Annotated in this window: 11 protein-coding genes; 7 read left to right on the forward strand and 4 right to left on the reverse strand. The window is 48.5% G+C overall.

Annotated features, from left to right (window positions below; genetic code table 11):
* Positions 1–63: 63 nt before the first annotated feature.
* The 5 genes from glnL to DEU30_RS11300 all read left to right on the forward strand — a co-directional run bounded on the left by glnL (position 64) and on the right by DEU30_RS11300 (position 5,648).
* Positions 64–1,137: a nitrogen regulation protein NR(II) gene (gene glnL, locus DEU30_RS11280; protein WP_231378597.1), complete on the forward strand. Its 1,074-nt coding sequence runs from the start codon at positions 64–66 to the stop codon at positions 1,135–1,137.
* Positions 1,127–2,533: a nitrogen regulation protein NR(I) gene (ntrC, locus tag DEU30_RS11285; protein ID WP_011235660.1), complete on the forward strand. Its 1,407-nt coding sequence runs from the start codon at positions 1,127–1,129 to the stop codon at positions 2,531–2,533. Before glnL ends, ntrC begins: the two co-directional genes overlap by 11 nt.
* Positions 2,534–2,608: 75 nt before the next feature.
* A complete protein-coding gene (locus DEU30_RS11290) occupies positions 2,609–3,289 on the forward strand; it encodes a response regulator transcription factor (RefSeq protein ID WP_011235659.1) in 681 nt (226 codons plus the stop codon).
* A 95-nt stretch (positions 3,290–3,384) separates the two neighbouring features.
* Positions 3,385–4,647: a HAMP domain-containing sensor histidine kinase gene (locus DEU30_RS11295; protein WP_227016379.1), complete on the forward strand. Its 1,263-nt coding sequence runs from the start codon at positions 3,385–3,387 to the stop codon at positions 4,645–4,647.
* The gene (locus DEU30_RS11300; protein ID WP_011235657.1) at positions 4,644–5,648 is read left to right on the forward strand and encodes an alpha/beta hydrolase; all 1,005 of its coding nucleotides are present in this window, start codon (positions 4,644–4,646) and stop codon (positions 5,646–5,648) included. The genes DEU30_RS11295 and DEU30_RS11300 overlap by 4 nt, the downstream gene beginning before the upstream one ends.
* Here the strand turns inward: DEU30_RS11300 and DEU30_RS11305 are convergent.
* A complete protein-coding gene (locus DEU30_RS11305) occupies positions 5,638–6,567 on the reverse strand; it encodes a cation diffusion facilitator family transporter (RefSeq protein WP_011235656.1) in 930 nt (309 codons plus the stop codon). The genes DEU30_RS11300 and DEU30_RS11305 overlap by 11 nt on opposite strands.
* 54 nt (positions 6,568–6,621) lie before the next feature.
* On the opposite strand from DEU30_RS11305, the gene trmL reads away from it, so the two are divergent.
* A complete protein-coding gene (trmL, locus tag DEU30_RS11310) occupies positions 6,622–7,086 on the forward strand; it encodes a tRNA (uridine(34)/cytosine(34)/5-carboxymethylaminomethyluridine(34)-2'-O)-methyltransferase TrmL (RefSeq protein WP_011235655.1) in 465 nt (154 codons plus the stop codon).
* On the opposite strand, the gene DEU30_RS11315 is transcribed toward trmL, so the two are convergent.
* Complete coding sequence (locus DEU30_RS11315; protein ID WP_016341407.1) at positions 7,070–8,410, reverse strand: hypothetical protein; 1,341 nt, start codon at positions 8,408–8,410, stop codon at positions 7,070–7,072. The genes trmL and DEU30_RS11315 overlap by 17 nt on opposite strands.
* Before the next feature lie 298 nt (positions 8,411–8,708).
* On the opposite strand from DEU30_RS11315, the gene DEU30_RS11320 reads away from it, so the two are divergent.
* Positions 8,709–10,385 (forward strand): cyanophycinase, encoded by a 1,677-nt coding sequence (locus DEU30_RS11320; RefSeq protein ID WP_011235653.1) that lies wholly within the window; start codon positions 8,709–8,711, stop codon positions 10,383–10,385.
* 274 nt (positions 10,386–10,659) lie between these two features.
* Here the strand turns inward: DEU30_RS11320 and pyrE are convergent, their stop codons facing one another.
* Both pyrE and rph read right to left on the reverse strand, forming a co-directional pair.
* Entirely contained in the window at positions 10,660–11,304 is a 645-nt protein-coding gene (gene pyrE, locus DEU30_RS11325; RefSeq protein WP_114982246.1) for an orotate phosphoribosyltransferase, read from the reverse strand.
* Between the two features lie 35 nt (positions 11,305–11,339).
* Positions 11,340–12,053 carry a ribonuclease PH gene (gene rph / locus DEU30_RS11330; RefSeq protein WP_011235651.1) on the reverse strand — a complete coding sequence of 238 codons (714 nt, stop codon included), beginning with the start codon at positions 12,051–12,053 and terminating at the stop codon, positions 11,340–11,342.
* Between the last annotated feature and the right edge of the window lie 133 nt (positions 12,054–12,186).

The following is a 12,186-nucleotide window of genomic DNA, read 5'->3' on the forward strand; positions in this document are numbered from 1 at the left end:
GCCGGGTAAGGTGTCTTGCCTTACCCGGTTGCACCAACTTGGTGCGTAATTTATCCTGCCTTCGTGAACGATAGCGCGCTACTTAACCAACTACTCACAGGCATACTCATCCTCGATGATCGCCTGACCATCCGTTACGTCAATTCGTCTGCTGAATCCTTACTCGATCACAGTGCAAAACGCCTGTTGGGCGAACCTTTCACTGCGGCTTTTTATCAGTGTTCGCTGGCGTCAGAAACGCTGATGGAGTGCCTGAATAGCGAGCAAACGGTGCTGAATGCGGAAGCTCAGTTCGCGCTGCATTCCGGGCACAATATTCGGGTGGAAACCAGTATTCAAACAGTAGAGCAACCTTTTGGACGTGCTTTGCTACTGGAATTAAAACAAGTAGACCAGTTGCGGCGAATAAATCAGGAAGATCAACAGCGTAATCAGCTATTCGCTACCCAGCACTTATTGCGCGGTATGGCGCATGAAATAAAGAACCCTCTGGGAGGTTTACGCGGCGCTGCGCAGTTACTGGCACGGCAACTTCCGGACGAGAGCCTGACAGAGTATACGGACTTGATCATCACCCAGTCGGACCGGTTAAGGTATTTGGTCGACAGGTTATTAGGGCCGGTAAAAAGGGGCGAGTCGAAGGAAACCAATATTCATGAAGTGTTGGAAAGAGTTGCCAGAACTTTGGTGTACGAATATGGAGACTCGCTGAATTTAGTTCGGGATTACGACCCGTCGCTGCCGGATATTCAGGTGGTTGCGGAAGCTTGTGAACAGGTGTTTTTGAATATTGCCCAAAATGCAGCACAAGCTATGTCAGGCGAAGGCACTATTACAATTAAAACGCGGGTAGAACACCAATTGACTCTGTTTGGACAGCGCTATCGACAATGTGCGGTGGTTACTTTGACCGATAATGGGCCCGGTATTCCGGCCGAGTTGCGCGAAACCCTGTTTTATCCGTTGATAAGCGGCCGTGCTGAAGGAACCGGACTCGGCTTGTCGCTGGCACAAAATTTAGTGCATCAGCATAAAGGGAAAATTGATTTTGATTCCAGTCCCGGAAAAACCCGATTTTCAGTGTATTTGCCTTATCTTTCAGCAGAAAATGGTAATGAGGTGACGGATGACCACTAATGCTCAGTTATGGATAATTGATGATGACGACTCTATTCGCTGGGTACTGGAAAAAGCCTTTGCTGATAGCCGTTATCACGTGCGCAGTTTTGCCAATGGCGAAGACTTTTTCATGGCTCTAAAGAGCGATAAACCAACCGTTGTGCTCACCGATATCCGTATGCCGGGAGAAAACGGCCTGGCTGTACTGGAGCGGCTGCATCAGACCGAGGCGCATTTGCCTGTTGTGGTTATGACCGCGCATTCCGATCTCGAGACAACGGTAAAAGCGTTTCAGGGCGGCGCATTTGAGTATCTGGCAAAGCCCTTTGACATTGATGAAGCTATTACCGCCGTTGACCGTGCTCTGCAGCATGCCAGACAAAGTGAAAATGCGCCCGCGCAAATAGACGCAAATTCAGTTCCCGAGCTTATTGGTGAAGCCACGCCTATGCAGGATGTGTTTCGTGCTATCGGTCGCTTGTCGGGCTCAAGCGTTAGTGTGCTGCTTACCGGAGAAACCGGTACTGGCAAAGAAGTTGTCGCGCGAGCTCTGCATAAACACAGCCCACGGGCGGATAAACCTTTTATTGCGCTTAACATGGCAGCAATACCCGCCGATTTAATTGAGTCGGAGCTGTTCGGGCACGAACGCGGGGCCTTTACCGGAGCCGACCGTAAACGCGTCGGGCGTTTTCAGCAAGCTGACGGTGGTACTTTGTTTCTGGATGAAATTGGCGATATGCCTTTACCAGTTCAGACACGGCTGTTGAGAGTTCTGGCCGAAGGACAGTTTTACCCGGTGGGAGCGTTGCAACCGGTAAAAGTGGATGTGCGCGTTATTGCCGCCACCCACCGGGAACTAGAACACTTGGTTAACCAGGGCACATTCAGGGATGACCTTTATCATCGTCTTAACGTTATCCGTTTGCGGCTGCCGCCTCTGCGTGAGCGGGCGGAAGATATCGATACTCTGGCAAGACACTTTCTTAAAAAGTCGGCCGAAGAGTTGAATGTCACACCAAAAACATTGTTAAATGAAACGCTTAGCACATTAAAGAGTTACAATTGGCCAGGTAACGTCCGACAACTGGAAAATACCTGTCGCTGGCTAACCGTTATGGCGCCCGGGCAGCAAATAAGTCCCCGGGACTTGCCTGAAGACATTCTGGTGACTTCAGAGCCAGGTTCGACAGAGCCAGGCGGTGAGCTTACCTGGTTACACTTTTTGCAAACTGAGCTGGAACAGCAGCCGTTAAACTCGCAGGATGTTCTGCAAAGTTATCAGCAGCAGCTGGAGCAGGTTGCGTTACAGACTGCTTTAAAACGTTTTTCCGGACATAAACAAAAAGCAGCCGCATGGCTGGGCTGGGGAAGGAATACCTTAACCCGAAAGTTGAAAACTCTGCTAAAGTAAAAGTTATGTAAAGAGGGTCGTATCCATCCCCGGCATTTTGGATCATGGATTTATTTCTGGAGAGAACAACAAGTTATGAGACATTCCGTACTACTCATTGACGATGATACTGAAATGTCTGTCATGCTGACAGAATTGTTTAAACGTGAATCTGTGGATTTAAGTGTCGCCGAAGATGGTGTCACTGGTCTTGATAAAGCACTTAACGGTGACTACGAACTTATTTTGCTGGACGTTATGCTACCCGGCATTGATGGTATGCAGCTTTTGCAGCGGTTACGCCAACAACATCGTGATACCGCGGTGCTGATGCTGACGGCTCGTGGTGACGATGATGACAGAGTCATGGGGCTGGAGCTTGGCGCAGATGATTATCTGCCAAAGCCTTTTAATCCACGTGAGCTGATTGCCCGTGTAAGAGCTTTGCTGCGTCGCACGCCAAACACAACCATGCAGAATGAAAGCCTGAACGTTTGTGGCATAGTGCTGGATCCGGCTACTACGGAAGTAAAATGCGATGATGCTGAACTGATTCTGACACCAACTGAGTTTGATATTTTGCGTTGTCTGATGCAGCAAGCCGGTCAAATGGTCAGTAAAGATCAGCTTTCTGTTGCGGCACTGGGACGAAAAATGGAGCCTTTTGACCGCAGTCTTGACGTGCATATCAGTAACATCCGGAAGAAATTCCCGGCAAAACCTGATCGTATTCAAACTATACGAGGTCGCGGCTACCGACTGATTGCAAGCTTATGAAGAACCGGCGTACGCGGTGGTACCGATCGCTTGCTCTGAGATTACTTTTCATTTTTTGGGCGCTGCTTTCGGTCACAGCGGCCAGTGGTTATTTGTTGGCGGTTTGGAACAAACCTAAAGCTGAACTTAAACCACTGGAGCCGGAGATTTATCAGACGTTACAGCCTTTATTGAGCGATGCGTTAACCTTTCACTCTCTACAACCCGGCCGGCTTATTGCTGGCGACTACCGCGTTGCCGCACAGTTGTCGGTGCAGGGCAGCGAAAAGCTATTAATGGACGAGATGCTGCGCGTAAGTCACGGTTCCACGCTATTGCGTATGCTGGGTCAAGAGTCTCCGCAGCAGATTCCTCTGGACGAGCGTTTGTTAATGGGTCCGTTCGAGCTCGACGGCAATAAAATTCTGGTGACTAAGCCCTTAGGCATTGAAGAGCAGGTTGACCGTGAGCGGTTGGAAGCAGAATCGACCCGCGCGCGCATACTGACCTTAATGGTTGGTAGCGGTTTACTCGCAGTATTACTGGGTATTTGGCTTATTCGACCTATACGACGAATGATTCTGGCAATGCGCGAAGTGGCTGATGGTAGTGCAACGCCTGAACTTAAACGTTTACCTAAACGTGGTGATGAAATTGGTGAACTGGCACGGGCTTTATCGCAAGGGGCGGTCGACTTAGCAACTTCGCGTGACGCGCAACGGCGATTACTCAGCGATGTATCGCACGAATTACGTTCACCTATGGCGCGTATGCAGGTGGCTCTGGATTTAGCCGATTGCAATGAGGACGACCCTAATTGGCAACAATTGCGCCGCGATACGGAACGTCTCAGTGTGATTATTGAGCGAATTCTTTCGCTGTCGAGACTGGAGAATGGGCTGGTTGATCTGAACCATGAAAGCCTGGATAGCGGTGAACTGGTGCAGCAGCTTATTAATGATATGTGTTATCAGCATCCAGAAGTACGCGAGCGCTTGCTGCGGCATGGTAGCAACTGGCCGGTTATTGATACTGACCCTGAATTGCTGCGGCTGGTTCTGGAAAATATTGTCCGTAATGCACTGCACTACACCGAAGATAACGTAGAGCTTTCCTGTGACGATTACGGCAAAGGCTGTCATATTCGCATTCGGGATCACGGCCCGGGGGTTGATGAGAGCACCATAAGTAAACTGTTTGTGCCTTTTTATCGCGGCGATCCGGCGCGACACCATAAAGCCGGCGTTGGTCTTGGTTTAGCCTTGAGTCATCGCGCGGCGGCTGTTCTGGGTGGTGAATTAAAAGCTCATAATCACTCTGAAGGGGGACTTGAAGTCGTGTTAGACTTACCCAAAAGTCAGCCCGAACAGAAAGAATGAAGCAACCGCCTACTACACAACAACGCCCTGCAGACGACACGCCCGAATGGCTGGAGTTTTTTAAGGCTCAAGTCGAAGTCTTTTGGGAACAACAAGTTACCTCTGAGTATTTTGCTGCGTTTGATGGTCTCAAATTACATTTTGCCTATTACCGACATAGTGACTCCGCACCCTTAGTGGTTATTGCTCCGGGGCGAATAGAGTCGGCACTGAAGTATCAGGAACTGTTTTGGGAGCTGGCACAGCAGGGCTTTTCTGTTGCGGCACTGGATCACCGTGGGCAGGGATTGTCGGGGCGCCTGACGGCGAACCCTCATCAGGGACATGTCGAAAACTTTAATGACTTTGTACGTGACTTTTCGGACTTTACCAACCTGTTAGTGGCACGATTTGGCGATGTACCCAAAACACTGTTTTCTCACTCGATGGGCGGAACAATAGCGACCATTTACTGTGCCACTTACCAGCATCCTTATAAAAAACTCATACTCTCTGCTCCTATGTTTTCTATAGAAACAGGAATAGTGCCTTATTGGTTCGCGCGTTGGATAGTTTTTGCGGGAGCCTGGTTAAACCGCTGGCTGGCAAAACCGTGGTATTTTCTCGGTATGGGAAATTATAAGCCGGTGCCTTTTGAAGAGAACGTTCTGACACATAGCCGACAGCGATATAAGGCGTTTCGGGATGCTTATGATAATGTTTCGGATGTTCAGCTAGGCGGGCCCACATTTAATTGGCTGTATGAGGCCATCAGTGCCGCTATCAACGCGCAGAAACTGGCAAATGACATTACCATTTCGGTCATTCTGTTTCAGGCAGGGAATGATAAAGTGGTTTCCGCGTCAGGACAAAAGAAAGTAGCTGCTGCGGTTACCCGGGACCACTTTAGGTTTGAGACCATTAAAGGTGCATCGCACGAGCTTATGATGGAAACTGACAAGTTTCGTCAACCTGTGCTGGACGCTCTTATTGAAGAAACCCGGAAACTTGCTAACGCTTAAGTGAACCTTCTACCACGGCGACAATTTCAGGATCCATGTGGACAATAATATCGGCGCCCGGGAAAGCTTTCATCAGCTGTGCTTCAACATCATCGGCAATGGCGTGAGCCCGTAATAAAGACAATTCGTTGGCCAGCTCAATGTGTAACTGAATAAAGCGCACCGGGCCTGCCTCCCGTGTGCGTAGACCGTGAAAGCCTTTAACGCCGTTTACCGCCATTGTGATATTAGCAATCTGCTCTTGCAGCTCTTCTGACAACTCACGATCCATCAGTGCCTGAAATGCATCCCAGCCAATACGAACTGCGCCAATAATGAGGTAAACGGCAATGCCCATGGCAAAAATACTGTCAGCCCAGAGCCAGCCATAGCTACTTAAAATTAACGCCACAATAACGGCTAAGTTCAGCAGTATGTCCGACTGATAGTGAAGATTATCGGCCTGCACGGCCTGAGAGTTGGTATGACGAATAGCCATACGCTGTATAACAATTAAAACAAAGGTAATGACAATAGCAATGGCAGAAACCGCGATACCGTAACCCACTTTAGGCACACTGCCGCCCTGCATAAACTGTTGAACGCTGTGAAAAATAAGCAGCATGCTGGAACCGGAAATAAAGGCGCTTTGCGCTAACGCCGCCAGGGATTCGGCTTTACCGTGACCGAATCGATGCTCTTCATCTGCTGGTTGCAAAGCGTAGCGAATCGCAAAAAAGCTGAATATGGAAGCGCCGCTGTCTAAAATTGAATCGGTGAGAGATGCCAGCATACTGGCGGATTCTGTCTGGAACCAGGCAAAAAGCTTAATGGTAATTAGGATTATGGCAACGATAACCGACGCTGTACTAGCCAGTCGTACCCAAAAAGCATAATTCTGTTGGTAGTTTTTCTGATTTGCCACAGTACCGGTACACATTTATAAAAGATATTCTGCTATTCTACCGCTTTTACCCAAGTGATGAAAACGACCATGTTGCACCTTGTACTGTTTGAGCCTGAAATTCCCCCTAATACCGGCAACGTTATTCGTTTGGCGGCGAACACGGGCATGTCCTTGCATTTAATTGAGCCCTTAGGGTTTGAGCTGGATGAAAAAAAAGTACGTCGGGCGGGTCTTGATTATCACGATTTAGCTTCTGTAAATATCCATAAAGACTGGCAGAGCTTTCTGAATAGTACCTCGTTTAACCGCATTTTTGCGTGCACAACCAAAGGTAAGACAAATTACTCTGCAGTGGCTTATGAGGCCGGCGATGTTTTGTTGTTTGGCCCTGAAACTCGCGGGCTGCCAATGGAGGTCCTGGAAACTTTTCCACAAGAGAACTGGTTGCGGTTGCCAATGGCGGACACCAGCCGAAGCCTGAATTTATCCAATTCAGTGGCTATTTTTGCTTATGAAGCCTGGCGCCAGAACGATTTTACAGGCGCTCGTTAATTTGCTGTTTAGCCCTTTTTTCAATTGTCTGTTCGAACAGCGTGTTATCAAATAGTTGACGAAGTGCACGGCCTCTGTTGTTGTCGAGAAAGGCCATGAATAAAGGTTGTGGTCCCGACAGCTTCTGTTTCTTGTAGGGCTTTTCGGTCCAGTCAGGCAGGTTGTCCTTGTAGTCTATTACCGCACTGACCCTTTCCATATCCAGCAGTGCAAAGCAGTCCAGTGAATTCGAGGCCCGGTAAAAGGGTCGGTCGGTATCCACTAAGGTTTGCATGAAGCGAGGGCCGGATACACAAATAGGACCATCATTCGGTTGTTCAAGGGTGAAAAGAAAAATGCTGTCGTCGTAGCCAATATGATATTTAGACAGAATGATATTTTTTATTTTCTGATCAGGACGAACACCGATTAACGCATCTGCACGGCCTTCCTGTAGTAATTGAATACTTCGCTGCCAACTGCTGACAACCGTATTGAGCCGGGAGGTAAAAGTCGGAAATACGGATTTAGCCAAATTCCATAATTTGCCCGTGCCGTCGGCATTCAGTAAGCCCTGGTGTATGGCTCCTACAACCGTCAGTTGCTCAGGACGCTTTATGGGCTGTATTGGTGTTTCCAGGGTGACACCATACTGCTCGCGCAGTGCCTTCATCCGGCCGTTGTCGCGCATAGTTTGCAGGTGATAAGTCAGTTGAGGTATCAGTCTCGCATGCTCTTCATTCAGATAATGAAAACCAACCTCTGTCGATAACTTATGAGTAATTAAATGAGGGTTATCTTTCAGATCTGAATTTTCAAATTGAAAATCCCCCATAAATGCCATTTGAATGCGCCCCGAATCGAGTAATTTTACCACTTGCTCAATATCAATAGGGGTGACAATAGACGGTTCGTAAGGCAGGTTTTCGACCAATTTGGTAATTGAGTCCATACCGTTAACATAGGCCAGACTTTTCATTTCTGACAATGGGCAGTAACCACAGTTACGACGATCGGCTACCGCGATAATATCGAAAGTGAATAGTGGAAAAGGCACCCGGCGCAGGTGCCGGCGCTTGTCTTCAAGTAGCGCTGTTCTTCCCAGCTCCCCGGCGATGGTACCTTCAGCAGCCAACTGCTCACCTCGTAAGCGGGGAAGTTCGATGTACTCGAGTTCAATACCGAGTTTTTCGTATGCCTCTTCAAGCACCGCTGTTACATATTGCGTAAAGGGACCTTCCTCGGGAGCACGGAAAGTCAGTTTCTGCTCTGAGAAGGCAAAACTGGTCATCGGGAGCAGGCCCGCGAGCAGTAACAGAACGCAAAAACGTAACGGTGACTTCATAACAACACGTGTGATCTTATTTCATAAAAGAGAGATTAGTATAGCAGTGTTCGGATGCTCGTCACGAGCCCTGAAAATTATTTATTTTCATAGGTTTACGCTTATTAACAGTGAGTTTACTATGCCGTATCACATAAGTTAATTCTGCGAGAATTTTAGGTCTGTCTATAATAAATGCGTTAATCTATTGTCCTATATTTGACAGTTGGGTTGTTAACGCTCTAGCGTTGCAGCCTGTTGATTTTGTTAGTTGAAATATTCTAGCGGTGAAAGCCGTCGGTAACTAGGGGTTTTATTTATGGTTAAGTCGTTGTTTTCCTTGCTCTCTTTGGCGGCATTGTCATCAGCTTTTGCGGCGCCGTCAAATGCTGCCGATGACGATACATACCGACATTTATTGTTGGCTGGTGGCGGTCTGACGGCCTGTTCCAGTTTCGCGTCGGATAACTGTGATGACGTTGACTGGATTGATAAGGAAACGATGCGCACCGACAGGTATTTAAACCTGTCGAAAAAATTTCGTTCGAGAGCAACGGCAGAGTCGGTTTGGCCTAGTTACCGTGAAGAAACTCGCAAAAAAGTTGCTGATGCGCTGGAATTAATTCACGAGCGTTTAAAAGAAGACATTGTTCCTGAGCGCGTTTTTCTGCGTGAGTTTACCCGGCGGGCGACACAACAGCTTTATAACTCGTTGTCAGATGCTGAGTGGAACCGGATTATTGACTTAATTGAGCTACCGGTTCCGGATTCCGCACGTGAAGTGGTTAATCTGGATGAAAACCTCAAAGGTGAGTCAAAAGCAATTTTTCAGCGCTTTGTTGAAATGGCGCAGTCAGTTGCCGGAGATGAACGGAAGCCAAAGGTGTATTTCCTGACCTCTGCATCACGTAATCCGTACGATAAGATAGATTTTTACAATAGTGTATTTGAACAGCTGGGAGCAGAAGTGCATTGGCTGCCACTGGATTCTGCTGTAGTAAAAGCTCAGCGGGAAGGTCGTTGCGATGAACTGGCAAAAATTCAGCAAAAGCAATTAGGTGCTTATGAACGTGACCGGGTGCATAAAGACCGGTATCAGGAGCAAGTCGCTTTTTGCAAAGATTCTGATGCGGCCGCAGAGATGCTGGCCGATGCCGATGGACTGTTTTTTAATGATGGTGATCAGAACCTGACTCGTTCAACCTTTATTAAGGCGAATAATGAACCCGGCGATGTGCTGAAGACGATTATTGCAGCTGTGCAACAAAAGGAAGTGGTTATTGGCGGAACGGGTGCCGGCACTGCGGTTATGACTTCTAAGCCTATGATTTCTAATGGCACAACCGCTCAGGCCATAAAAGAGGGAGCGATTGCTTCCGATCCTCCTCCATTTGGTTGCAATTTAGACACCACCTGTCCGCCGAATGTTGGACCTGATAGCCTGACTTACCATCCGCTGGGCGGCTTAAGTTTGTTTCACTATGCCACATTGGATACTGAGTTTTCTGAGCGCGGGCGGCAGGGGCGCTTAATGCGTCTGGCGGCTGCGAGTTCCACACCATTATCTATTGGTATTGACGAAAACACCGCAATGGAAGTGAATTTAGAAAGCGGCGCTTTCAACATTATTGGTGAGCGTGGTGCGTTTATGGTGGAAGATGCACAAGGAACCGATAATGCCGTAGCTGCTACGTTTCATTATCTGGTCGCCGGAGCATCGGGGGTTATCTCTCCGTATGGATTACAAACCGCCGAGTTTGCGAAAGGCGATGATGTTGTTCAGGAAGAGCCAACAACAAACTTTCTCAGTGATCGTGGCTTAATCGATTCTATGCGCATTTTGTGTGGCGAGCGTAAGCAGGTTAGCTTGCTAAATAAAGACTTCCGCCTAATTGCACAGCGCGGGGAATCCAGTCGCGTGCAGTCTTCAGGTGGCGAATGCCAGATTGTAAACGGCAGCATTGGTATTGCCTGGCAGCCACAGGAAAAGCTGTAGCGGCTGGGAAACTGGGAAAGCGAGTGCTGAGGTTACGAGGAGTCTTTTGGAGGACGCCCGTGAATACATCCTTGTAGGACTTGAGCAGCGCCATCCACGGCGCTGCACACCTCCACAAGACCCCTCGCAACCGTCAGGCGCACTCTTATTCCCCGATATTCCACCTGGCGTGAATGAAAACGGCAATCACTTATTGCCGTTTTCCTGGTAGCCTGACATTCATGTCAGGTGAGATATTGGACCTGACGTAAACGTCAGGCTACGCACATTCGTATCAGGCGACGCCGAACTCGGCGCGATACGCTTCAACTTTGGGAAGATATTCGTTAAAAGTGTCGTCATCTTTCAAAAAGTTGATGACATCATTCAAGCTTACAATGCTAACCACCTGGGCATTAAAATCACGCTCAACTTCCTGAATCGCCGATAGTTCGCCTTTGCCTTTTTCCTGACGATCCAGAGCAATCAGAACACCGGACAATTCTGCGCCGTTGGCTTCGACAATCTCCATGGCTTCACGAATAGCTGTGCCTGCGGTGATCACGTCATCCACCAGCATCACTTTGCCTTCCAGCGCTGAGCCCACCAGGTTACCGCCTTCGCCGTGGTCTTTCTTTTCTTTACGGTTAAAGCAATATGGGGTGTCTTGCTGATGGTGGTCGTATAAGGCGACCGCTGTGGCAGTGGCAATAGGAATGCCTTTGTAAGCCGGGCCAAAAAGCACATCAAAATTGATACCGGAGTCGACCAGCGCGGCGGCATAAAAGCGGCCTAAGCGTGCTAAGTCAGAACCTTTATTAAACAGCCCGGCATTAAAAAAGTACGGGCTGGTGCGGCCGGACTTTAAGGTAAACTCACCAAACTTTAATACGCCACGCTCTATGGCAAACTCAATAAACTCTTTTTGATACGCTTTCATTGCCGAAGGGTTCCTCACCTACTGTTACACCAAATTTATGCTAAAGCTTGTTTCTGAATATCAATCAACTCGCGAATACTGTGACGCGCCATTTCAACCAGGCTGTTCATTTCGTCAAAACTGAAGGCTTCGCCCTCGGCTGTGCCCTGAATTTCGATAAACTTACCGGCTTCTGTCATCACTATGTTCATGTCAGTATCGGCTTTTGAGTCTTCAATGTATTCAAGATCGCTGACCGGCTCGCCATCTAAAATACCGACTGAAATTGCCGCGACCATTTCTTTTAACGGGTTCACTTTGACCATACCTTGCGCCCGCATCCAGTTCAGCGCGTCAACTAAGGCGACACAAGCACCGGTAATAGACGCGGTACGTGTGCCGCCGTCGGCCTGAATCACGTCACAGTCGATAGTAATGGTGTGCTCACCTAAGGCGCTCATGTCGATGCAGGTACGCAGTGAACGGCCAATTAAGCGCTGAATTTCTAAGGTACGACCGCCTTGTTTACCGCGGGAGGCTTCGCGGGCAGAACGGGTATGAGTTGCGCGTGGTAACATGCTGTATTCAGCGGTAACCCAGCCCTGGCCTTTACCTTTTAAAAAGCGAGGAACACCTCTTTCTACCGAGGCATTACAAAGCACCTTGGTTTCGCCAAACTCGATTAAAACCGAGCCTTCTGCGTGTTTGGTAAAGTTACGGGTAATGGTTACCGGTCGAATTTGTTGTGCCGTACGGCCACTTGGACGCATGTCATCTCCTTACTGAGTGAATGTCGCAATGTATAAATTGAGCGCAATTGTAGCAGAATTGCACGATTAATGGATCGCGATTCGCGCAGCAACGTATTACACTAGACCGATTAGAAAAATATGGACGGGAGGC

It is taken from the genome of Idiomarina sp. 017G (assembly GCF_004362265.1).
GTDB classification, from domain to species: domain Bacteria; phylum Pseudomonadota; class Gammaproteobacteria; order Enterobacterales; family Alteromonadaceae; genus Idiomarina; species Idiomarina loihiensis.

Coding starts and splice junctions, on each gene's coding strand:
- trmL (WP_011235655.1), top strand. CDS start 6,622: ATGTTGCACCTTGTACTGTTTGAGCCTGAAATTCCCCCTAATACCGGC.
- DEU30_RS11320 (WP_011235653.1), top strand. CDS start 8,709: ATGGTTAAGTCGTTGTTTTCCTTGCTCTCTTTGGCGGCATTGTCATCA.
- pyrE (WP_114982246.1), bottom strand. CDS start 11,304: ATGAAAGCGTATCAAAAAGAGTTTATTGAGTTTGCCATAGAGCGTGGC.
- DEU30_RS11305 (WP_011235656.1), bottom strand. CDS start 6,567: ATGTGTACCGGTACTGTGGCAAATCAGAAAAACTACCAACAGAATTAT.
- DEU30_RS11290 (WP_011235659.1), top strand. CDS start 2,609: ATGAGACATTCCGTACTACTCATTGACGATGATACTGAAATGTCTGTC.
- DEU30_RS11315 (WP_016341407.1), bottom strand. CDS start 8,410: ATGAAGTCACCGTTACGTTTTTGCGTTCTGTTACTGCTCGCGGGCCTG.
- rph (WP_011235651.1), bottom strand. CDS start 12,053: ATGCGTCCAAGTGGCCGTACGGCACAACAAATTCGACCGGTAACCATT.
- ntrC (WP_011235660.1), top strand. CDS start 1,127: ATGACCACTAATGCTCAGTTATGGATAATTGATGATGACGACTCTATT.
- DEU30_RS11300 (WP_011235657.1), top strand. CDS start 4,644: ATGAAGCAACCGCCTACTACACAACAACGCCCTGCAGACGACACGCCC.